This is a genomic window from Cupriavidus sp. CER-90, assembly GCF_057652055.1.
On sequence record NZ_JBYGYM010000001.1, the window covers coordinates 360,811 to 382,702 of the forward strand.

General features: G+C 66.1%; 23 protein-coding genes. 10 read left to right on the top strand and 13 right to left on the bottom strand.

From position 1 onward, the window contains the following. Position 1 precedes the first annotated feature (1 nt). The 3 genes from AC24R4_RS01590 to AC24R4_RS01600 are packed head-to-tail and all read left to right on the top strand — an operon-like array spanning position 2 to position 2,569. Positions 2-943 (top strand): ABC transporter ATP-binding protein, encoded by a 942-nt coding sequence (locus AC24R4_RS01590; RefSeq protein ID WP_400395942.1) that lies wholly within the window; start codon positions 2-4, stop codon positions 941-943. After that, complete coding sequence (locus AC24R4_RS01595; RefSeq protein WP_400395944.1) at positions 940-1,728, top strand: ABC transporter permease; 789 nt, start codon at positions 940-942, stop codon at positions 1,726-1,728. The genes AC24R4_RS01590 and AC24R4_RS01595 overlap by 4 nt, the downstream gene beginning before the upstream one ends. After that, positions 1,721-2,569: a type 2 periplasmic-binding domain-containing protein gene (locus AC24R4_RS01600; RefSeq protein ID WP_487522050.1), complete on the top strand. Its 849-nt coding sequence runs from the start codon at positions 1,721-1,723 to the stop codon at positions 2,567-2,569. Before AC24R4_RS01595 ends, AC24R4_RS01600 begins: the two co-directional genes overlap by 8 nt. 21 nt (positions 2,570-2,590) lie before the next feature. Here the strand turns inward: AC24R4_RS01600 and AC24R4_RS01605 are convergent, their stop codons facing one another. Beyond that, complete coding sequence (locus AC24R4_RS01605; protein ID WP_487522051.1) at positions 2,591-3,391, bottom strand: SDR family NAD(P)-dependent oxidoreductase; 801 nt, start codon at positions 3,389-3,391, stop codon at positions 2,591-2,593. Positions 3,392-3,520: 129 nt separating this feature from the next. Here AC24R4_RS01605 and AC24R4_RS01610 point away from each other — a divergent pair, with 129 nt between their 5' ends. From AC24R4_RS01610 to AC24R4_RS01620, 3 genes are all read left to right on the top strand, one after another. Next, the gene (locus AC24R4_RS01610) at positions 3,521-4,462 is read left to right on the top strand and encodes a GlxA family transcriptional regulator (RefSeq protein WP_487522052.1); all 942 of its coding nucleotides are present in this window, start codon (positions 3,521-3,523) and stop codon (positions 4,460-4,462) included. Positions 4,463-4,604: 142 nt separating this feature from the next. Beyond that, complete coding sequence (locus AC24R4_RS01615) at positions 4,605-4,841, top strand: antitoxin (protein ID WP_487522964.1); 237 nt, start codon at positions 4,605-4,607, stop codon at positions 4,839-4,841. Continuing rightward, positions 4,841-5,257 (top strand): PIN domain-containing protein, encoded by a 417-nt coding sequence (locus AC24R4_RS01620; protein ID WP_487522053.1) that lies wholly within the window; start codon positions 4,841-4,843, stop codon positions 5,255-5,257. Before AC24R4_RS01615 ends, AC24R4_RS01620 begins: the two co-directional genes overlap by 1 nt. Positions 5,258-5,324: 67 nt before the next feature. On the opposite strand, the gene AC24R4_RS01625 is transcribed toward AC24R4_RS01620, so the two are convergent. From AC24R4_RS01625 to AC24R4_RS01635, 3 genes are all read right to left on the bottom strand, one after another. After that, complete coding sequence (locus AC24R4_RS01625) at positions 5,325-7,295, bottom strand: acid phosphatase (protein WP_487522054.1); 1,971 nt, start codon at positions 7,293-7,295, stop codon at positions 5,325-5,327. Positions 7,296-7,467: 172 nt separating this feature from the next. Beyond that, positions 7,468-8,034, bottom strand: coding sequence for a peptidoglycan L,D-endopeptidase MepK (gene mepK, locus AC24R4_RS01630; protein ID WP_487522055.1), 567 nt, complete (start codon positions 8,032-8,034; stop codon positions 7,468-7,470). 25 nt (positions 8,035-8,059) lie between these two features. Further along, a complete protein-coding gene (locus AC24R4_RS01635) occupies positions 8,060-9,703 on the bottom strand; it encodes a L,D-transpeptidase family protein (RefSeq protein ID WP_487522056.1) in 1,644 nt (547 codons plus the stop codon). A 203-nt stretch (positions 9,704-9,906) separates the two neighbouring features. Between AC24R4_RS01635 and AC24R4_RS01640 the strand changes: the two genes are divergently transcribed. After that, the gene (locus tag AC24R4_RS01640) at positions 9,907-10,362 is read left to right on the top strand and encodes a universal stress protein (protein ID WP_487522057.1); all 456 of its coding nucleotides are present in this window, start codon (positions 9,907-9,909) and stop codon (positions 10,360-10,362) included. Between the two features lie 45 nt (positions 10,363-10,407). Here AC24R4_RS01640 and AC24R4_RS01645 read toward each other — a convergent pair whose 3' ends face one another. Next, the gene (locus AC24R4_RS01645) at positions 10,408-11,169 is read right to left on the bottom strand and encodes a bestrophin-like domain (RefSeq protein WP_487522058.1); all 762 of its coding nucleotides are present in this window, start codon (positions 11,167-11,169) and stop codon (positions 10,408-10,410) included. Between the two features lie 201 nt (positions 11,170-11,370). Between AC24R4_RS01645 and AC24R4_RS01650 the strand changes: the two genes are divergently transcribed. After that, positions 11,371-13,050, top strand: a complete 1,680-nt coding sequence (locus AC24R4_RS01650) for a site-specific integrase (protein WP_400395769.1) — start codon at positions 11,371-11,373, stop codon at positions 13,048-13,050. Positions 13,051-13,070: 20 nt separating this feature from the next. On the opposite strand, the gene AC24R4_RS01655 is transcribed toward AC24R4_RS01650, so the two are convergent. The 4 genes from AC24R4_RS01655 to AC24R4_RS01670 are packed head-to-tail and all read right to left on the bottom strand — an operon-like array spanning position 13,071 to position 17,922. Next, entirely contained in the window at positions 13,071-14,624 is a 1,554-nt protein-coding gene (locus tag AC24R4_RS01655) for a TolC family protein (protein ID WP_400395770.1), read from the bottom strand. Next, complete coding sequence (locus tag AC24R4_RS01660) at positions 14,611-16,614, bottom strand: FUSC family protein (RefSeq protein WP_487522059.1); 2,004 nt, start codon at positions 16,612-16,614, stop codon at positions 14,611-14,613. The genes AC24R4_RS01655 and AC24R4_RS01660 overlap by 14 nt, the downstream gene beginning before the upstream one ends. Next, entirely contained in the window at positions 16,595-17,644 is a 1,050-nt protein-coding gene (gene mdtN, locus AC24R4_RS01665) for a multidrug transporter subunit MdtN (RefSeq protein WP_487522060.1), read from the bottom strand. Before mdtN ends, AC24R4_RS01660 begins: the two co-directional genes overlap by 20 nt. After that, positions 17,641-17,922: a hypothetical protein gene (locus tag AC24R4_RS01670; RefSeq protein WP_487522965.1), complete on the bottom strand. Its 282-nt coding sequence runs from the start codon at positions 17,920-17,922 to the stop codon at positions 17,641-17,643. The genes mdtN and AC24R4_RS01670 overlap by 4 nt, the downstream gene beginning before the upstream one ends. 127 nt (positions 17,923-18,049) lie before the next feature. On the opposite strand from AC24R4_RS01670, the gene AC24R4_RS01675 reads away from it, so the two are divergent. Then, positions 18,050-18,196, top strand: a complete 147-nt coding sequence (locus AC24R4_RS01675; RefSeq protein WP_487522061.1) for a hypothetical protein — start codon at positions 18,050-18,052, stop codon at positions 18,194-18,196. A gap of 173 nt (positions 18,197-18,369) precedes the next feature. Here AC24R4_RS01675 and AC24R4_RS01680 read toward each other — a convergent pair whose 3' ends face one another. After that, positions 18,370-19,278, bottom strand: coding sequence for a LysR substrate-binding domain-containing protein (locus AC24R4_RS01680; protein ID WP_487522062.1), 909 nt, complete (start codon positions 19,276-19,278; stop codon positions 18,370-18,372). 92 nt (positions 19,279-19,370) lie between these two features. Further along, positions 19,371-20,102, bottom strand: coding sequence for a YoaK family protein (locus AC24R4_RS01685; RefSeq protein WP_487522063.1), 732 nt, complete (start codon positions 20,100-20,102; stop codon positions 19,371-19,373). Positions 20,103-20,244: 142 nt separating this feature from the next. Here AC24R4_RS01685 and AC24R4_RS01690 point away from each other — a divergent pair, with 142 nt between their 5' ends. Continuing rightward, positions 20,245-20,547: a DUF1330 domain-containing protein gene (locus AC24R4_RS01690; protein WP_487522064.1), complete on the top strand. Its 303-nt coding sequence runs from the start codon at positions 20,245-20,247 to the stop codon at positions 20,545-20,547. A gap of 343 nt (positions 20,548-20,890) precedes the next feature. Here the strand turns inward: AC24R4_RS01690 and AC24R4_RS01695 are convergent, their stop codons facing one another. Both AC24R4_RS01695 and AC24R4_RS01700 read right to left on the bottom strand, forming a co-directional pair. Further along, on the bottom strand, positions 20,891-21,286 hold the full coding sequence (locus AC24R4_RS01695; RefSeq protein ID WP_487522065.1) for a hypothetical protein: 396 nt from the start codon (positions 21,284-21,286) through the stop codon (positions 20,891-20,893). 8 nt (positions 21,287-21,294) lie between these two features. After that, positions 21,295-21,744 carry a hypothetical protein gene (locus AC24R4_RS01700; protein ID WP_487522066.1) on the bottom strand — a complete coding sequence of 150 codons (450 nt, stop codon included), beginning with the start codon at positions 21,742-21,744 and terminating at the stop codon, positions 21,295-21,297. Positions 21,745-21,892: the final 148 nt, after the last annotated feature.

Below are 21,892 nucleotides of genomic sequence, written 5' to 3' on the forward strand. Positions count from 1 at the left end.
CATGAGCCACAAGATCGTGGCGCGCGGTGTCAAGATGGACTATGCCGTGCGCAATGAAGCAGGCCGCGCCGACAACGTGGCCGTGCTGCGCGACTTCGACCTCGATATCCGCGAGGGCGAGTTTATTTCCATCCTGGGGCCGTCAGGCTGCGGCAAGTCCACCTTTCTGAGCATCCTGGCCGGGCTGACCGAACGCACGGGCGGCGACATCGCCATCGACGGCCAGCCGCTGCGCGGCATCCATCCCGCGCAAGGCGTGGTGTTTCAGGGCTATGCGCTGTTCCCGTGGCGCACCGTGCTGCAGAACATCGAGGTCGGCCTGGAGATTCGCGGCGTGCCGAAGGCGAAGCGCCGCGTGATTGCCGAGGAATATCTGGAACTGGTGGGGCTGACCGGCTTTGGCCAGCGTTATCCGCACGAGATCTCGGGGGGCATGAAGCAGCGCGTGGCCATTGCCCGGTCGCTGGCCTATCAGCCCGAAGTGCTGCTGATGGACGAACCGTTCGCCGCGCTGGACGCGCAGACCCGCGAAATCCTGCAGGGCGAACTGCTGCGCATCTGGGAGCAGCGGCGCAAGACCATCGTGTTCATCACGCACAGCCTGGACGAGGCCATCTTCCTGTCCGACCGGATTGCCGTGATGACCCGGCGCCCGGGCACCATCAAGCAGATCATCGACGTGCCATTGCCACGCCCGCGCGCCGCCGAGGTGCGCAATTCCGAGGCGTTCATCCGGCTGCGCCAGCAGGCGTGGGACATCCTCAAGGACGAAGTGCAGATGGCCAACCCGGCCGCCGTGCCGCGCCCGCTGGGCGCCACGGCCAACCCGGGCGAACGCCTGCAGGGCGAGCGCGCGCCTGTCGGGCAGGCCGCTGAGACCGGGCAGACCGGGCATAAGGCCGTCGGGACCGTGGCGCCGCCCGTGGCAAAGGCGGCATCATGAGCCGCGCCGCTTCGCTTTCCCGGCTGGGCGACCGGGCGCTTGGCCTTCTGGGCATCGTTGCCTTCCTGCTGATCTGGGAACTGGTGCCGCGCCTGCATATCGTCAGCGACGCCTATCTGAGCCCGCCATCGCAGATCATCGTCACGATCTGGGATCTGGTCAGCAGCGGCGCGCTGTTCAAGCACCTGTTCGCCAGCCTGCAGCGGTCGTTGTACGGGCTGCTGTCCGCCATCGGACTGGGCGTGGTGCTGGGCCTGCTGATGGGGTGGTTCAGCCGCTTCGAGGCCATTGTCGATCCCATTCTGCAATTGTTCCGCCAGACCTCGGCCTTTGCGTTGTTCCCGGTGTTCATCCTGTTCCTGGGCATTGGCGAGACGTCCAAGGTGGCCATCATCTTCTGGGCGTCGTTCTGGCCGGTGCTGCTGAGCACGATCAGCGGGGTCAAGCAGGTGGACCGGCTGCTGATCGATTCGGCCCGCTCGATGGGCGCCAACCGCCTGTTCGTGTTCCGCAAGGTGGTGCTGCCGGCGGCTTCGCCGTCGATCTTTACTGGCGTACGGCTGGCGGGCACCTATTGCATCACGGCACTGGTGGCAGCCGAGATGATCGGCGCCCACTCGGGGCTGGGCTTCCTGACGCTGAACTCGCAGGAAGTGTTCCAGATTCCGACGATGTACGCGGGCATCCTGCTGCTGGCGTTGCTGGGCCTGACGCTCAACTATGTGCTGGCGGTGGTGGAACGGCGCCTCACGCGTTGGCGCAAGGGGCTGACGCTCAATGGCTAGGTTGCGCCGATACCGCTGGCTGGCCGCGCTGCTGGCGCTGGCCGGCATTGCCGCGGCCTATGCCGTGACGCGGCCCGTCGCGCCGGGTCCGTGGCTGCAATCGGTACAGCAGCGCGGCACGCTGGTCGTGGGCGTGCGCCAATACGCGCGCCCGGCGCCGCCCAAGGCGCCCACGCCGCCCGCGCCGGACCAGTTCGACGTGGCCATGGCGCGCTTTGTGGCGGACCGCCTTGGCGTGAAGCTGCAGGTCATCGGGCTGCCTGGCGAACCGGGGTCGCCGGCGTGGCAGGCCGCGCAGCGTGAGGTGGACGTGGTCGTGGCCGGCGCCCGCCCGTCGCTGCCCGGCGAATCCGTGGCGCCTGTCGGGGCGGCCTACGCCATCGGCGAAGGGTCGCTGCTGGTGCTGCGCGGCAGCCGCTACCAGCGCACCGGCGACTTGCGCGGGCAGCCGGTTTGCGTGGGGCAGGGCAGCGCCTATGCCACCCGTATCGCGCAGGACTTCCAGGGCGTGCCAAAGGTCTACGCCTCATCGATTCGCGCCGCCACAGGCTTTCTGGCTGGCGAATGCCAGGCGCTTGCCGACGATGCGCCGGTCGTGGCGCGCCTGCTGACGCTCCAGGAATGGCGCTTCTACCGCAAGCTGGACGGCATACTGCAGGCAGACGCCGGCGCCGCGCGCATCGGCCTGCATGCCGCCGATCCGCAGTCCGCCGCGTGGTTCGACCAGGCCACGCGCGACTGGCGCAACAATGGGGCCTTGCAGCGCGCCCGCGAACAGCGCGCCGGCGACGTCGCCTACGAGGCCAGCCAGCTGCAGGACGGCCTGGTCTGCCATTCCTGAGCCAGCCGGCGGGGTGACACGTCAGCCCTTCACATAGCGCGGGGCGGGCGTGCGGTTCGACAGCACGCCGGCCATTGCACCGCGTGCGGCTTCATAGGCGTTCCAGTGCTCGATCGCGTGCAGCGACGGGATCGTGATCAGTTCGCCATTGTCGAAGCCAACCAGCGCGGCATCGACCATATCGGTGGCCTGCATCACGATGGCCGGGTCCAGATTCTCCACGGGCAGGCCGCCGGTTTCCCAGAAATCGGTGGCCGTGGCACCGGGCAGCACCGCCTGCACGCGCACGCCCCGGGCGCCGACCTCATGGTGCAGAGACTGGCTGAACGCGGTTACGAATGCCTTGCTGCCGCCATAGACCCCGTTGAGCACCTCCGGCGCGATGCCGACAATCGACGAGATATTGATGATCGCCCCCTTGCCGCGCGCCACGAAGCCCGGCACGGCGGCGTAGGTCAGGCGCGTCAGCGCGGTGACGTTCAGGTCGATCATCTTGGTCATCGCGTCTACGTCGCTGTCCAGCAGCGGCGTGTGCGTGCCGATGCCGGCGTTGTTCACCAGGAGCGTGATGCTCGCATCGGTGCGGAGTTTCTCTTCCACACGGGCCAGCGATGCGCGGTCGTTGAGATCGGCCGCGAACACTTCGACGGCCCGGCCCGTTTCGTCGGTGATGCGGCGCGCCAGCGTGTCGAGCTTGTCGCGATTGCGCGCCACGAGCACGAGGTCGTAACCGCGCCGTGCCAGCCGGTCCGCATAGATGGCGCCGATGCCCGACGATGCGCCGGTGACAAGTGCCGTGCCCAGGTGATGTTGCTGCGTCATGATGCTTCTCCATTCAGGGTTCAATTCGGATGCGCTGCATCCATGTGAAGCATCGTAGACCGGTTCACGGTTGGCCGAAATGACGTATATAGTCATGTTTCAGGACATCGGACACAACTGGGGGATGACATGCACAGGGTGGGATTTCTGCTGATGGATGGCTTCCAGGTGATGGCGCTGGCGGCACAAAGCGTGTTCGAGTACGCCAACCTGGTAGCGGGCGAGCCGTTCTACCGGATCGACAGCTACTCGGTGGCGGGCGGCCAGGTGCGGTCGTCACTGGGCATGGCCGTCGAAACGCGCCCTGCCGGCGCGCGGATCACCGTGGACACCTGGGTGCTGGCCGGCGCGGCGGACCCGGTGGCCACGCCCACGCCGCAGCCGATGCTAGACCTGGTGCGCAAGGCCGCGCCGCGGGCACGCCGGGTGGCGTCGATCTGCACCGGGGCCTTCATCCTGGCCGAGGCCGGGCTGCTCGACGGCCGGCGCGCCACCACGCACTGGTTCTACGCGCGGGACATGCAGCGCGCGCACCCGCAGATCCGGGTGGAAGACGACCGCATCCATATCGTCGATGGGCCCATCTGGACGTCCGCCGGCATGACGGCCGGGCTGGACCTGGCGCTGGCGATGGTGGAAACCGACCTCGGCGCCGATGTCGCGCGGTCCGTGGCGCACAAGCTCGTGATGTACCAGCGCCGCTCCGGCGGCCAGTCGCAGCACTCCGAATTGCTCGACTTGGCGCCCAAGTCCGACCGCATCCAGAGTGCGCTCGACTACGCTCGCAAGCATCTGCACCAGCCGCTGACCGTGGAAGAGCTGGCCAGCGCCGTGCATCTGAGCCCCCGTCAGTTCAGCCGCGTGTTCACGGCCGAAACCGGGCAGTCACCGGCCAAGGCCGTGGAAAGCCTGCGCCTGGAGGCCGCCCGGCTGATGATCGAACAGAGCCGCCATCCCCTGGACGTGGTGGCAAAAGAGACCGGATTCCGCGACCGCCGTCACCTGCGCGAGGCATTTCTCCGCGGCTTCGGCATGCCGCCGCAGGCGGTGCGGCGCGAGGCGAGGGGGTAGAGCAGGGACAGCCGCAAGGCATGACGATAGACCCCAAATGTGCCAAGAGTGGCACAACGTGAACAATATGTACACACTGGATGTACATACGGTGCTGGCGGTATATACTCGTTCGCAAGCATGAACCAACATGAAAGCCACCATGCACCGAACCAAGCTGTTCCGTAACGGAAACTCCCAGGCAGTGAGAATCCCGGCAGACCTCGCCTATCCCGACACCGACACGCCTTTCGAGATCGAGCGTGTTGGGGACGAGCTACGAATCCGCCCGGCGCGTCGGCGATTGACCGGGGTGCTCGATCTCTTTGCGGCATTCCCCGACGACTTCATGGCCGATGGCCGCGGCGAACAATCCCAGGCGGAGCGGGAGCCGTTCTGATGCCCACCTATATGCTGGACACGAACATTTGCATCTACCTGATGAAGCAACAGCCCCCTCAGGTAGCCGAGCGGATGGCCAACTGTTTCGAGGGAGAAGTCGTGCTGTCGGCCATTACGCTCGCGGAGCTGGAATACGGCGTGTCGGTATCCAGCGAACCTGGCCGGGCGCGTCAGGCTCTGGATGCGCTCGTCGGTCGCCTTCCCGTCATGCCATTTACGGCCGCTGCCGCGCATGCCTACGGCCCGATTCGCGCCGCCACGCGCCAACGCAAAGCAGACGCGCTCGACAAACTGATTGCATCGCATGCGCGTTCGATTGGCGCCATCGTTGTGACCAGCAATGTGCGCGACTTCGAGGCTTATCCCGGAATCCAGATCGAAGACTGGACGAAGCCCGTCGTGATCGGCAACTAGGCCATCAACGGGGAGGGCCCTGCCGCACGCGCAGGCGCGGCGACAGGGGACGTCACCGCAGGGCAGATCAGCCGTCGATGCGGATCTGCACGCCGTTCGCGGAGTAGACCGGCGTGGCCTTGTAGCCGTCCACGGCGACGGTGGCGAACTGGCCCTTGATGCTGCTGCCGGTGATGACGGCGATCGTGTCGCCCGCCTTCGGCGCATAGCCATCGACAAATGCGACGTGCAGCGTGCCGCCGGCGATGGTCGTGACGCCCGCTACCGTCATGCGGCCCTGGCCATTGGGGCCGACGCGCAGATCGAGCGTGGTGTCGGCCAGTTGCGTGTACTTGCCGGCAATCGCCACGCTTTGCGGTGCGTTGATGATGACCGACCCCGCGCCCAGGTAGACATCGCCCGTACCAAACGCCTTGGCCGACACCGCCTCGAGCGCGCCGCCTGCCACCTGCGTGCCGCCGGCGTAGGTGTTGGCACCGCCGAGCTTCAGGTTGCCGGTGCCGGCGAGCGTGAACTTGCCCGCGCCCGCGATATCGTTGCGCCAGATGTCACCGGCATTGAATCCCCCCTTGCTGGCATCCATCGATACCACGACGTTGCCGTTGAACGCGCCATAGCCGTCGCCGGCGGCGAACAGGTTGAGGCGGCCCCAGCCTTCCGCATCGTCCATGACCGGATAGCCCGACGCGATCTCGGTGGTCTTCAGCACCACGCGACGCTGGTCGGCGCTCAGGTACGGGAAGCGCGTTTCCAGCATCACCTCGGCGCCCTTGGGCACCACGGGGTCGGCAGTGGCCGAGCCGATCTGCGCGAAGCCGAACGTCATGCGGCGCAGGAAGTTGGCCTTGTTGGCGGCGTAGTCGGCAAAGCGGTCGTTGCTGACGGTACCCGGCTGCGCGAAGGTGCGGAAGGTGGCCGGCGTGGTGCCGGTGGCCGCCATCAGCGTGGTATGGGCCTGGGCATAGGCCGAGGCCTTCAGCGTGGCGTTGGCCGGTGCATAGAGGTTGGCCGCCGCCGAGGCAATGCCGAGCATGCGGCCGCCGATCACGTCGAGCGGCGAATGCATGCCGGCGAGGATGCGGTTTTCGCCCAGCTCCATGCCGCGGCTCAGCATTTCCTGGAACCGCTCGGGAACCAGGTAGGCCATCACCACGGCATTGCGCAGCGCCTCGGCCGTGTGGCCGCTGATGAAGCCGCCGTCGGTCGTGGGATCGGTGCTGATGGCCGGCACCAGCGTCGGCGCCAGGACCACGCTGGAACTCCAGCGGTACGGACGGGCGTACTTGTAGAAGCGCTTGGACGGCTCGGTCGAGGCGTTGTCGCCCACCTTGTTGACCATCGCGATCACGTCGCCGAAGGCCGCGTTGCCGGCACCGGCCACCCCGGCGTTGTTGCCACCATCGTCATATTTGACGGTGGTGGCGTCGGCCGGAACGCTGGTGATGGTCGTGGTCTGCTGGGCAGCGGATCGCCATGCTGCCGTGAGCGGGCCCATGCCATCGGTCACGCTGTAGTTCTTGCCGCGGCGGTCGTCGAAGTAGGCGGCCTCGGCCTGCGCGGCCGTACGCTGCGTGGTGGCGTTGATGACGTACTGGATGTTCGCCTTGTGCACGGCGGCGTTGGTCACCGAACCACCGGCCGTGCCGTCGTTCGGCAGGCCGGTCCACGCGGACGCCGCGACGGCCGGGAAGCTGCCGTTGGCCGCTGCCGGCGCCCCGGCGTCAACCAGCCGCGTCAGCGGTTCCCAGACATCGAGGAAACCCTTGACCACGCGGACGCCGGCATTGGTGTCGACGGTCGCATAGCGTGCGTCACCGCGCTGGTTGGTGGCGATATTGTCGACAAACGGCAGCACCGACGCCTGTACGGGGGCGCTGTCGACAAACCCGGGATCGGCCGGCGGCGCCGGCACGGCCAGCGGCGTGGCGGTAGAGGCGCTTTGGCTGTTGTTGTCGTCGCCGCCGCCGCAGGCGCTGAGCAGGAAGGCAAGGCAGGCGACCGCAATGGCCGATGGAATCCCGGGCTGGGAAAGAGACATGACAGGGTCCTCTAGATAGAGACGGCGGGCAGGCCGTCGAAAGAGGACGCAGTCTAGGGACGTCTCATGTCATACATGTGAAACAATCGCCGCCCGTTCTCGATGGAGGATTCGGTTGACGGACATGGTGGTGACATATCCGTGTGGGCGACCGGCCCGCGCGGCTTCGCAGCTAGCCCCAGCTTCGTACGCGCCCCGTGTCCACATGAACGAAGTTCTCGGACTTGTAGAAGCCGACACCACCGGCCTGCAGCGTCTGCGCCGCATCGCGCAGGTCGGCCAGCGCCACGCCGGGCAGGCGGATGTCGATGGCCATGCCATCCATGTGCAGGCTGCGCCGGGCGACACCACCGCCGCGTGTCTTGCGCAGGCGCTCGTTGGTCACGGGGCAGCGGTAGCCCGAAATCACCTGGAACGGCGCGTCGCTACCCAATTCGCGCCGCAGCGCGAACAGCAGACCGAACAGCTTCGGGTCAATTTCACCCACCGTGCCCGAGTAGTGATCGCGCAGAAAGTGGTTGAGCGAGGTCTGCGCCTGCGGCAGAACCTGATCGCCCATGGCATAGACCAGCGAAAGGTGTTCGCCGGTATGGGTGTGTTCGAAGGACAGCGAGCGGGCATCGGGGCCCAACGCCGCCAGGGCGGCGCGAGGCGCCAGCGTCGACAGGCCCGCGCCTAGCGCGATGGCACCTGCACGATGAAAAAAACGGCGACGATGGCTGGAACTGGATTCGGACATGGAAACTTTTACAACGGCGCGGCATTCATGAAGGCCGTACGGCAGGCTTGGCACCCGTGCGCTGCCGCAGCGCCTGGTCCAGCAGTTTGTCCTGTCCGTAAATGTCAGGCACGAAGTATACCCGTCCGTCGGCGCGCGCAATGGCAGTGCCATAGGCCAGCACCACGGGCACCGGTTGCTGTAGCGCAATGGTCTTCGACTTGCCCGCCGTCATGGCCTCACGGATACGCGCCGGGGTCCACTCGGGCATGCCCTGAAGCGTGAATTGCGCCAGCGCGACAGGATCTTCCACGCGGATGCAGCCGTGACTGAAATCGCGCCGGCCACGCTTGAACAGTTCCGGCGTGGGCGTGTGGTGCAGATAGATGGCCTGGTTGTTCGGGAAGATGAACTTGATGTCCCCCAGCGCATTGAGCGGGCCGGGCCGTTGGCGGATGCGCGCCTGCCCGTTCAGCACCGCATCGACATTGGCCTGGCTGAACGTGGCATTCGCCTGGGTGCCGTAGACGAACTCGAAGCCCTGCCGCGTGAAATAGCCGGGATCGCGCTGGGATTTCGGGATGACTTCCTTGCGCGCGATCGACGACGGCACGTTCCAGTAAGGGCTGAACTCGATATAGCGCATGTCCTCCTTGAACAGCGGCGTGCGGGTATCGAGCGCCTTGCCCACGATGACCTTCATCTCCAGCCTGATGTCCAGCTTGCCTTCGTCGTAGTCGTAGGCGCGCAGCACGAATTCGGGCACGTTGACCACGATCATGCGCGGGCCTTCTGCCAGCGGCGTCCAGCGCAGGCGCTCCATCGTCAGCACGATCTGGTCGACGCGCGCGGCGGGCGTGACGTTGAGCTGGGCCAGCGTGCCCGCGCCGATCACGCCATCGGCATCGAGCGCGTGGCGCGTCTGGAACGCCTTGACGGCATCGACCAGCGTGCCTTCGTAACGCTGTGGCACCGGCGTGCCGGGTGACAGGTCGCCCAGCGCTTGCAGCCGTTGTGCCAGTTGCGGCAGGCCGGCGTAGGACTGTCCGGGCGTCAGCTTGCCGCCGGCCACCGCGGGCAGGGGAGTCTTCCAGAACGGCTCGGCGGCGAGCTTGCGATACTTCGCCAGCGCGTCGCGCAGCGTGCCGTACAGCGGGAACGACGGGGCCGCCTCGCGCATCGCGTCAGCGAGCCGGTTGGCCGCCATGGCGTTGCGCAAGTAGCTTTCCGGATCGAACGGGGGCAGATTGCCGACCGAGAAATTCGCATGGACCTTGCGCGGATCGACGCGACCCCGATGCAGATCGGCCAGATATCGCTTCATGGCATCCGTGAGGGCACCGTCAAAGCGTTGCGCCGCGTCCGACGCTGGCGTCGGGGCATCGACCAGCTGCGCCAACGCGCGCTGCAGGCCATCGGCGTCGTAGTCGCGCGGGTCCAGCCCATCGGTGCTGGCGCCATTCAACGCCTTGACCGCGGCTTGTGCGGCCTGAGAGGGGCGCCCATCGGCAAACCAGAGCAGACCCTGCGGCGGCTGGGCCCACGCCGGCGAAGCACTGCACAGCAGCCAGGCCGCGCCAGCACTGGCAAGGCATGCAATGCGGGCGGGGACAGGCGCGGAAAACCGCGCGGCAATGTGTGAAAGACGCCGCAAACGAACGGCCGTGGCGGTCGCCGTCGAGGCTGGCATGGCTGCAGGGGCAACAGTCATCGTATGAAGGTCGATAGCGTTTGTCCTTTGCGTATCGTATCCGAACATCGTGACGTATCCCTCCCTTGGTACATCTGAAAACAAAGTTTCTGCTATTGACCAGCGTTTGATGCAGGTCAATTAACAAGCCATGCCGCGAACTATGCTGTCTACAGCGACAACGTCAATGCGGAGGTGGATCGATGTACGAACGAATTCTCGTGGCAGTGGACGGCGGCCCATCGTCGGAACTAGCCATTTCGCAGGCAGTGGGGCTGGCCAAGCAGCTGTCGGCCGAAGTCAAGGTGCTGTTCGTGGTTGACGACAGCGAACTGTTCTTCGAATACGCCCATATTGACCCCAGCCAGATCGTGGGCGGCATGATCGAGGTGGGCCAGAAGGCCCTGGCGACCGCCGCACGGCGCTTCGAGAATGCCAATGTCCGCTGCCTCACCGAACTGGCCGAAAAGCCAGTGTCGCCCGGCAATATCTCCGGAACCATCGTCAAATGCGCCGATCATTGGCCGGCCGATCTGATCATCATGGGCACCCACGGCCGGCGCGGCATGCGGCGCGTGATCATGGGGAGCGTGTCGGAAGGCGTGATTTCGAAGTCCAGCAAGCCAGTCCTGCTGATTCGCGGCGAGACCGTGCATTGATGTGTCCACCCGCCGGCCCGGCTCGCCGATTGAGGACGATCCGGGCTAGCGTTTCAACGATGCCTGCACGCTGAGCAGGTTCTGCGGCATGACCCGGATCAGCCCGCCCCGGGGGCTGTCAATGTCGGCGATCAGTGCCAGCGACAACGACACGGTCAGCGGCACCACCAGCAGCAGGACGATCTTGGTGCTCTCGGTGCGCGCGCCGTAGCCCTGCATCAGGCTGCTGCAGAAGGCGATGATGATCATCAGCCCCCAGGCCGCCAGCGGTATGTGATTGCGCCAGGCCGCTTCCGTATAGCCCTGCGAATTGATCACGTCGTTCATGCCGGCCACCACCAGCGCCGTGATCGGATTCGGCGCCGTACGGGCGCCGTCGCGCACCCCCTTCCACATCTCGTCTTCGATCTGCGCCGTCGCGGCCTCGATGTCGTCGACTTGCGCCGCATCGCGGGTCAGGTAGTAGTGGATACGCTGATCCAGATAGCGCACCAGCAACGACTTGAGCGCGTCGGTGTCCCGTTCCAGCAATTCCACGCGCAGATACTCGGTGCCGATCGCGTTGGCTTCCTCTTCCTCCAGATTCTTGCGCTGGTCGTACCGGCCCACGGCCATCGACAGCGTGAACCCGATCAGCAGGGCCAGCAGCGTCAGCGTGGCCCCCTGGATGATGTTGAAGTCGTCGCGGCCGTCGCTGCCCAGCGGACGCATGCGGCGCAGCACCAGCGCGCCGATGGCCGTGGCAATGCCCATCAATACCAGCAGCACGACAAACAGCAGGCCCGGATGGCTGATGAGCGGTCGCATGGCAGATCTCAGATCAGTGGTAGGCCCATGCTGCCCAAGCCGGGCCGGTGGATCAAGTGAAAGCTTCTTTTGCCCATCTTGAACGGATTCTTCGGGTCCGCCATCCCCTTTGCGCCGGCACCCGGTTTCCGCTCCTTATCGATTTCATTGCGATAACTTTTCTTATCGCAATATATCCATGCGAATGCTAAACTTCGCCGCATGAAAAGCCGCCCGTCCCAGCCATATGCCTTTCCCGATGCCGATTCGCTTGCCGCGCTGCGTGCGTGGCACGCCGGCATGTCCACGCGGGCAGCCGTCACGCAGTATCTGGATGCCGACCGCGCGCACGGTCAGTCGTCGCGGGGCATCCTTGGCGGCATACGCCGGCAGCTGGCCGCCTACGCGCGCTACCGGCGCCGCGAGGACCTGGCGGTCCTGTTCGAATTCACGGCGGCTGAGCGGGCGCAGCAGGGCAGGGCGGCGGACCAGGCCATCGAGACGCTGCGCACCATGCCGCCGCCCGCGCCGGCCATCGCCGACGACATCGGCATGTGGCTGGCCCCAGCGGCCGTGGCCGCGCTGCGCGCGCAGGACATCCACACGCTGGCCGACCTGACTGTCCGCATTCCGCGCCGCCGCCAATGGTGGGCCACGATCCCGGGTCTGGGCGTCAACGGCGCCAGGCGGATCGAGGCATTTTTTGCGGAATGGCCCGAACTGACGGCCCGCGCCCGCGCGCTGATCGCCACGGAACCGCGCGGCGTCATCGTGCCGTGGGAACAGATGGGGCGCCTGCCGCATGAGGTGGATGGATCGCTGGGCCAGTTCCGGGCACCGCGCGAGACCTGTTCGCTCAACGCCGACAACGACTACGCCGCCGTGCAGGCCTGGCTGGGGCTGCACGAATCGCCGGCCACGCTGCGCGCCTATCGCAAGGAGGCCGAGCGGCTGATCCTCTGGGCCATCATCGAGAAGGGCCGGCCTTTGTCGTCGCTGACCACCGAAGACGCCACCGCCTACCGCAATTTCCTGCGCCAGCCCTCGCCGCGCGAGCGATGGGTCGGGCCGGCGCGGCCACGCAGCGCGCCAGACTGGAAACCGTTCACCGACGCCCTGTCGCCGCGCTCGGCCGCCTACACGCTGCAGGTGCTGGGCGCGCTGTTCCGATGGCTCGTGCAGCAACGGTACGTGCTGGCGAACCCGTTTGCGGGCCTCAAGGTGCGGGGCGGCGCCAAGACGGCCGCGCTCGACGTGTCGCACGCTTTTTCCGAGGGCGAATGGATGCTGACCCGCAGCATCGCCGACGGGCTGGAATGGTCATATGGCTGGGAAGCCCCGGCCGCCCAGCGGCTGCGCTTCATCCTGGATTTCACCTATGCCACCGGCCTGCGCGCCAGCGAACTGGTAGGCGCCACGCTGCGCAATATCGAGACCGATATCCACGGCGACCACTGGCTGCACCTGGTGGGCAAGGGCGCCAAGGCCGGCCGGGTCGCCCTGCCGCCGTTGGCGCGCAACGCGCTGGATCGCTACCTGGTGGAGCGCGGCCTGCCGGTCACCCGCGCGCAGTGGGACCCGTCCACGCTGATCGTCGGCAACCTGGGGCCGGACGAAAGCGGCGGCATCACCGGCGCCCGGCTGTGGATGATCATCAAGCGGTTCTTCGCCACCGCAGCGGACCAGCTCGACGCCGAGCGCCCGGCCACCGCCGAAAAGCTGCGCCGCGCCAGCCCGCACTGGCTGCGCCACACCCACGCCACCCACGCGCTTGCCCGGGGCGCGGAACTGACCACGGTGCGCGACAACCTGCGCCATGCGTCGGTCTCGACGACATCGCTGTACCTGCACGGCGACAGCGTCAAGCGCGCGCGCCAGATGGAGGATGCGTTCGGCGGGTGACGGTGGGCGGGCGCGGCCGGCTACGGCGTCTTGCCGATGTCGCCCGCCGCCAACGCCAACGTGGCGGCCGCCGCCAGTGCCGCGCTGTAGGCATCGGCCGACGCATTGCGCGCTAGCAGCAACTGGTTCTGCGCCAGGTTTGCTTCGGTCACGGTCCCCACGCCCTTGCGATAGGCTGCGAACGCCGCGTCGTAGGTAATCTGCGCGGCATCGGCCAGTGCCCTTGCGGCGTCGTAGGCGGCCAGGCTTGATTCCAGCGCGCTCTGGCTGACCACCACCTGGCGCACCGATTCCTCCTTGGCCCGTGTCAGCCTGGCCTGCGCACTGTCCACGTCGTTGCGGGCCTGCGCCAGCACGGCGGAACGCATGCCGCCGTCATAGATCGGCAGCGTCACCCCCAGGAACACGCTGTTGCCGTACCGGTAGCCGTTGAGGTTGACCGTGGGCGGCTGCTGGCCGACCGGCGGAATCGCGGTAATGGCCGAGCCCCCAGACGCATACGAGGCAAACGCCGACATGAAGACCTTGGGCAGGAAGGCCGCTTCGGCCGCCTTCACACGGGCCTGGTTGGCGCGTTCCAGTGCGTAGGCGCCCAGCACATCAGGCCGCTGGGCAATCGCCCGCTCCACGATCTGCTCGACCGAACTGCGCAGTGCCGGCGACAGTGGCCGCAGCGGCATCTCGGCAATGACCGGCTTCGACAGCGGCGAGATGCCGATGGCCGTGACCAGCCCCAGGTACGCATCGGTCTCCGCACCTTGTGCCTGCACCATCGCCAGATGGGTCTGCGCGCGGTTCTGGTTGGCCTGCGCCACCTCCACCACCGTCCCCACGCCACGCGCATAGCGCGCCTTGGCCGCCGCCAGCACGGCATCGGCATTGGCCATGGCCTGATCGACCGTGGCGCGGCGCGAGCGCGCGGCCTGGTAGCGGTAGTAGGCCACGCTGACGTCGTGAATGATGCGCTGGTGCTGGGCCGTAAAGGCGATGTTCGCGGCCACCGTGGCCTGTTCGGCCGCTTCCACCAGGCCCGCGCGCTCACCGAAGTCGAACAGCAGCCATTGCAGCGACACCACCGAGATCGCGCCATGGCGCGACGTATCCACGCCGGCCGAGCCCAATGCCGTGTTGCTGGATAGCCGGCCCTTTGTCCAGCCGCCCATCGCCGCCACGGAAATCTGCGGCAGATAGGTACTGCGGGCGATGCCGGTGGCCAGCGCCGCGTTGCGCGCATCGTTCCAGGCCACCCGTGTCAACGGGTTCGACGATTCCGCCAGATCGATCAGTTCGGCAAGCGTATAAGGGTGCGCAGCGTCGATCTGTGCGGGCGGGGCGATGGTCGCCAGCGCCGAATTGGCCGGCAGCGTGTAATCGGACGGCCGATCCTGTGGCGCGGGGCGGCTGGCGACGCCGGCCATGATCTCGCCGTTGGCCGCGGTTTGCGGCTGCCACGGGCGGTCGGCCTGCGGCGGGGCCAGGTCCAGCGCCGACGTGGCGCAACCGGAAAGCGCCAGCGCGGCGGTGACCAGCGCGCGGCCTATCGGCGAGCGGGCCGGCGGATCAGGTGTGTGCATGCGGAGCAGGGGGGTTGGCAGGCCCGGACGGCGAGTCGGCCAGCTGTTTGTCGACGATGGCTAGCAGCGCATCGCGTGTACGGGCATCGGCATGGGTCTCCAGCGGTGCGGGCGAGGCCGGCGCCAGCGGCGCCGCCGTCTTCACGGCTTGGAGCCGCGCAGCGACGTCGGGATCGCCCGGAAATCGCTCCGCCAGCAGGAACAGCGGGCCCGCCACGGCATCGAGCACACCGAGCCGCCGCCGGTGATCGTCGATCCACGCCGGCCCGGGGCCGACCGTGGCGGGCTCGTAGCGGGCCAGCGCCAGGTCTTGCGCGATGGCGCCCTGCAGCCCAAGCGCCGTGGCGGCATGCTGCCGCCGCTGGTCGGGATGGCGGGCCGCCACCAGTTCCTGCCACTGGCTCACCAGGGTGGCCAGGGCACCTTCGATACGGCCGGCAATGCTGACCGGCCAGATACGGGTGAACACCAGATAGACGACCAGGTTACCGATCAGGATGCCGATGACGCGATCGCGGGCAATCGTCAGGTCGAACCCCGGCGCCGCCCCCTGGATCACGCAGAGATAGAACGCGAACGCAATCTGAAAACCGGCGTAGGCAATGCGCGGCGAGCCCATGGCCACCCACGCCGACAGCCAGGTGCCCGCGAACACCAGCGCCAGCAGGCCGCCCACGGAATCGAGCGCCGGCACGACAAAGACGATGGCGGCCGCGCCCAGCGCCGCGCCGACCAGGCAGCCAGCCAGCCGCAACACGAGCTTTTCCACCGATTCGGCCGCCGTGCCCAGCGACACCAGATAGACGGTGATAAAGCAGGTATGGATGCCCGGCCAGTCGAGCTGCTGATAGAGCAGATAGCAGAACATGGCCGCGCCGGTGGTCTTCAGGGCGTAGTGGATATGCGAGCGGTTGGTAAAGGCATCGGCATCGAGAAAGTCGCCACGCTTCTTGTCGGCGGCTTCCTGTGCGGCATCGGCGGGTGCGGCCGGGCCGACGGCAGCGGCGGCTTCGGGTTCGGGCTCGGCATAGTGCGCGATGGCCTGGACCATTTCGCCCACGACCGAATGCTGCAGCGGCGACAAGGCGGCGGCCATATCAGGCAGCGGCACGGTAATTTCCACCGGATAGCCGCCCGCATCGAGCATCCGCGCCATGGCATCGAGCATGTCGGCCAGCGCATCGGCAAGCGGCGCGGGAAGACTCGCGCCGGGCTGCCGGCAGGCCACGTCGGCGGCCATCAGGATCGCCATGGTCGACGTCATCGCCTGGCGCAATGCCGAGACGTCGGCCGCATTCGCGCTGCCTTCGAACTTCGCCAGCTTTAGCCAGCCGGCCACGGGCTGCACGCCGTCGCGCAGGGCCTGGGCGATGGCTGGGCCGCCCGCCTCCGGGTGTCGCAGACCCTGCGCGGCCACCCGCACGCAATGCGCCAGGCCTGCGCCGGCCAGGCGCCGCGGGGATGGGCCCATCAGCAGGTTCACCACGACATTCGCGCCGATCGGGATCGCCACCAGCAGCCATGCGTAAAGCAGCGCCCGGGTGGCCACCTCGCCGCCCGGGACAAGGCCCAGTTCGTCGAGTCCGAAGCCAACGATCATGGCCACGATGGCGCCCACCGGCCGCAGTTTGCTGGCCGAGGTCAGGAACAGCAGCGCGGCGGACGCGACGGCCATGCAGGCCACGCGCAGCAGCGCACTGTCCAGCGTGAGACCCGCCAGCACGATCACCAGCCCCACGATCAGGCTGACCAGCACCAGCATGCCCACGCTCATCACGATGCTGCTGGTACGGTCGGCACGGTTGATAAAGAAGACCACGTAGGCCGAAATGGCCGCTTCGGGCGTGCCATAGATCGCCGCGATCAGGCAGGTGAGCGTGCTGGCCGCCGCAATGCGCGTGGTGGCGGCGGCGCGCCCTGGAAACGGGGCGAGCAGGGCGCCGATATCGGCCAGCCCCAGGCGCGATGCCTCAGCGGCAGGCCGCGCCATGGCGCACCTCGACCGTTGCGCTGGCACCCACCCGGGCCAGCGTTTCCGGCGGTTCTTCGAGCTTGATCCGCACCGGGAAGCGGCGCGCCACGCGCACCCAGTTCACCGATGGCTGCACATAGGGCAGGGCGCGCGGCAGGTTGAGCCGGTCCGTATCGGTAATGCCCACGCCGATGCCCTGCACCGTGCCGCGCAGCGCGTGGCGCCGGTCGATCATCGAATAGACGGTGGCACAGTCGCCAACATGGATGCCGGCCAGCTCGGTTTCACGGAAATTGGCCACCGCGAACCATTCGCTGGTATCGACCAGCAGGAACAGCGACTGGTTCGGGATCACGACCTCGCCCGACAACGACCGCAGGCTGCTGACGCGGCCGGCGTGCGGGGCGCGGACCACGGTGTCGTCCAGCGCGCGCTGGGCGATGGCTACAGCGGCCTCGCGTGCCTGCACGGTCGCCACGGCATCGTCCTCGCTGCCTACGGCCTGCGCCGTCGTGGCGCGCTGCAGCTGCGCCTGCTTCAGGGTCACGGCCGCATCGCGCCAGGCCACCTCCGCCTGGTCAAGCTGCTGCTTCGGGACATAGCCCTCGGCAGCCAGCGGGCGAAGCCGCTCCACGGTTCGCGCCGTCAGCGCGTAGTTCTGCTCGGCACGCGCGATCTGTTCCGATGCCACCGACGCCGTACCGCGCTCGGTGCCGATGGCTCGGCGGCGCGTCCCCAGCATGGCGTTGGCGAGCGCCAGGTCTGCCTGCGCCTGCGCCAGGGCCAGGCGATACGGCACGGGATCTATCTCGAACAGGATCTGGTCTTTGGCGACGTGCTGGTTTTCGCTGACCACGATGCGGGCAATGCGCCCGCCGACCGGGGAGGCCACATGCACGAAGTCGGCATCGAGCGCGGCATCGTCGGTGGAAGGGTAGCGGACCGCGCGCTGCCACGCATAAATGGAAAGCAGCACCGCCAGCACGACAATTGCCAGGGCAATCCATTTGCCACGCATCGGCGCCCGCCTGATACCTGCCATTTTCATGGAAAATGCCCCGTGCCGATTAACCATACGATTTCGGCAATCATGAGTCCGATTGCCGTATTGACCGGCAGCTGCCAGCGGACGGTTTCCGCCCAGCCGGTCGTCACGAATATCCGCCAGGCCACCAGGGCGCCCGCGATACCGACCAGCGCACTCAATAGCCAGAGCGGGAAATAGGCCCCGAAGAGGGGCACGGCAGGCGCACCCGCGCAACCCTGCAGCGGGACGGCCAATACAGCGAGCGAAGGCAGGCGTAGCAGGCTTGGCAAACGTACCATGGGCAGGATGGCATGGACGGGCCGGAAAATGGTCACGCCAATATAGCAGCGCTGAATCGGGATTGTCCAAGGGACAAAGAAAATTTAAAGTGGCGGCTGAAAAATGCCAAATCAGAAAGGGCGACCCATGCGCAGGGAAGTACAGGCCGACGACATCGAGCTGGGGAGTCCGCTCAAATCGGCCCTGGTCGACGAACCTGGTTTTCCCGTGGCCGACGAGGGGACCATTTTCCACACGGCCGAGGAACGCACGCTGGCGTTACAAAGACCCTGACGCCGATGCCACCGAGCCGTTCCACCATGTGGGCGTGGCCTTCGACACATACGGCGAACGCGAGGCGCTGCTGCTGTACGCGTTTACACGAACAGTTGCTGCAGAGCGCAACCATGCCGCCGGGCGGCAAAGGCGGCGAGGGGTAGCCGTCAGGTGCCGCGCGATGTCGGCCCTCAGGCCTGTTCGTCGAACGGCTTGCTGCCCAGCACGCCCACCACATGATCGACAAAGCAGGTAATGCGCGAGGCGAAAGCGGTGTTGCGGTAGTAGACCGCGTTGATGGACTGACGCACGTCGAGCGTCTGCCGGGCGAACAGCGGCACCAGGCGCCCGGCCTGACGGTCGGCGCGCGTCATGAAATCGGACAGACAGACGATGCCCTGGCCCGCCAGCGCAAGGCTGCGCAGCGTCTCGCCGCTCGATGAGGCGATGGTCGGCTTGATATGGACGGTATCGCCGTCGTCATCGCGCAGCGGCCAGTCGTTGAGCGAATCGGGCTGGCTAAAGCCCAGCAGCACATGGCCGGCCAGCTGCTCCACCTTGGTCGGCGTCCCGTGGCGCTGCAGATAATCCGGGCTGGCAAGCACCCGGATGCGGCTTGTGCCGATGGGGCGCGCATGCAGAGTGGAGTCTTTCAGCGCGCCGATGCGGAAGGCCACATCGGTCCGCTTTTCGATCAGGTCGGTGATGCCCTCGTTGGAGTTCAGCTCCAGTTCCACCTCGGGATAGCGCAAGCGAAAGCCTTCCACCAGAGGCACGATCACATGCAGCATGAAAGGCGTGGCCGCGTCCACGCGCAGCCGGCCAAACGGACGCATGCGCCGGGCCGCCATCTGGTCTTCGGCCTCGTCCATCATCGATAGGATGGCGCGCGCATGCTGCAGGAAGGCGGCGCCTTCCTCGGTCAGTTCGAGCCGGCGCGTCGTGCGGCGCAGCAGGGTGGTCTGAAGCTTCTCTTCCAGCCGGCTCAGCGTCCGGCTGGTGGCCGAGACGGTCAACCCCAGGTGTTCCGCAGCGGCGGTGATCGAGCCGGTGTCCACGACAGCCGCGAAGGCCAGCAATTCGTCGATGGTCGTTCTCATTCTTGATTCCAGATCAAATGAAACCGACTTATACACGGCCTTCTGCACAAAGGTAAGCCTGCCAGGCGGCGATCGCCCCCGCGTTGGGCGGATCACCGGGCCGGCACCGCCGTCTGCGATTGGGCGCGCCGGATGCAGGTCACGAAAAGCACGACGATCGGCAGCGCCACCGCCGCATAGCCGAACCGCGTGTAGGCCAGCGCGCCCAGGATTGCGCCCACGGCGAAGGACAGTACGCTGGGCACCATCTTTCCCAGCCTGGCGCGAATCGGGCCGCGTGCCTCCGGCGACGCAGAAGGGAGGTCCACCAGATCGATAATCACCTGCGTGCTGTTGCCGGTCATGATGGTGGTCGGACCCAGATCCGCCAGCGACGTGCGCGACAATGCGTTCTGGATCGCCATGGCCGCCACGGCCAGCAAGCCGGCAAGCATTGCCAGAGGCGAGTCCGTGCCGGCACCCAGGGCGTGCATCCGCAGGCCAACCCCGGCAAACGCCGCCAGCAGCACGATCTCGGCGGCAATGAGCGGCACCACTGGGCCGCGACCGCGCTGGATCAAACGCTTCTCGGTCAACCGCGCCAGGGCAACCGCGCCAACGAAGACCGGTAGCGCCAGCACCTTCAGGAACAATCCCTCGGTGCTACCCACGGATTCCACCCCAATCATGATCAGGTTGCCGGTCACATGCGCGGTGAACAGCCCGGCCAGCGCGATAAACCCGATCACATCCGTATAACCGGCCACGAAGGCGAACGCCCCAATATCCAGCTTGCCCGCGCTGGCTGCGTTGCCCGCGCTCCCCGCGCTACCATTTGTGGCCATGCCAACTCCTTGTTCAAACCATCCGGACGGCCCCCATCACGCCTTGCGCGTCCCATGTGCCGAACTATAGTGATTTGCCGGCCCGCACGAAGGCGCCTGTGCAGTCAGAGTCATTCAAATTTACTGAAACGAGGGAGCCGACATGAAAAAGGGTTTCTGGGTGGCCGCCGTCGACATCGCCGATGCCACCGGCTATCAGGGCTACATCACCGGCAACAAGGCCGTCTTCGACAAATACGGGGCCCGATTCCTGGTCAGGAATGGCGAAAAAACGGTGGTCGAGGGCGCGCCACGCTCCCGCATCGTCGTCATCGAATTCGAAAGCTATGCGCGCGCGCTGGAATGCTACCGATCGCCGGAATACCAGGCACTGATCGCGCTGCGCGCACCGTACTCGCAAGCGGATATCGTCGTGATCGAGGGGTATGAGGATTCGGGTGGGTGATGGGGGGCGATGTGGCGATGTTGGCGGGTTTCCCGGCACTGTGGGGGGTTATGTTTTGTTTAACATAATATGTATTATTTCTGGAAGGTATGTCGGGGCCAATTAGACTTGTCGTACTGGGGCCAAATAGAAATGTCTACGTATCGACCCCGGACACCCCCAAGGGGCTCGTCGAGAAGCGCTTCCCCGACGGCAGGCGACAGTTTGTGCGCTTCGACCTGGACGGCGAGCACGTCGTCGTCGACAACGTGGAAACGCCGTCACAGGAACTGTAGAGCAACACCTGCAGAAATGAGGAACCCGGCCAGAGCCGGATTCCTCATATCCGCGCCACTAGTAACAACTACCACCAGCGTTCGAACTCTTTGAACTGCAGCGTTACATGGGCAAACGTATCGGCATCAATGGGAGAACGGAACGTGGCAGTAGTAACGGCTCCAGAGGTATCACGCTTCTTCATTTCCCAAGCTAGCTCCAAGCGCCCACTCACCACGCCGAGCGTTAGCGCGAAGTGATCACCCATATCAACAAGAGAGACCTTCGTTGTATCAGGCGCGGCTAGCCCCTGAACAAACGTATCCCACGTTGCGCAGTCGAACCATGCATTACCCCTATAGGCCAGCTCATGTCCGAACTGCTGCACGTCAACAGCGATCTGCATTCTCATTGACGGAACATGTTCGTCCGTCTCGACAACGTCAAGGGACAGTCGCAAGGGCTTTTCAATATTGATAACCATGACTTGTATTACTTTCCTGTAGGAAGTGCATGGATAAGGGCTGGCATTTGCCCAGGCTGTCGCGGCGGGGCAAACTTCAACTCCCATCCCGCTACATTCACGAGCTGGTTGTATGGCACGCTACCTTGTGTTGCCGTATTCACGGCTCCCTGCAAGCTTGCCAGTTGTTGTTGTGTCGTGAGTCGAACAACATTTGGAGGATTGTTTGTAGCCACCATCTGAGCATATTCAGCCAAATGCTCGGTCGCATTGCCATGCACCCAAACACTTTGCCCATTTGGCAATGACATCTCAAAAGATTTGGGGATGACGGATCCCGGATAGGTTGGCTGGGTCGCCTTTATTGAGTCCCAGACCGTCCCGGTTGCACCTCCAACAATGCCCTTTGCTGCAACAAACTCACTGATCTTGCCGTAAGCCGCCGCGCCCACCGGGATGGCACCCAGAATCCCCGACAACCAGCGGTCTGCAGTCCCCCAGTTCCTGACCACTCAGGGTCTGCCCCGTCACCGCCTGGTAAAGCATCGCTGCCGAACCATAGTACGGCAAGAGATTCGACAGCGTATCGGCCAGCTTCAGTGTCTGCTCTGGCGTCAGGTTGTTCAT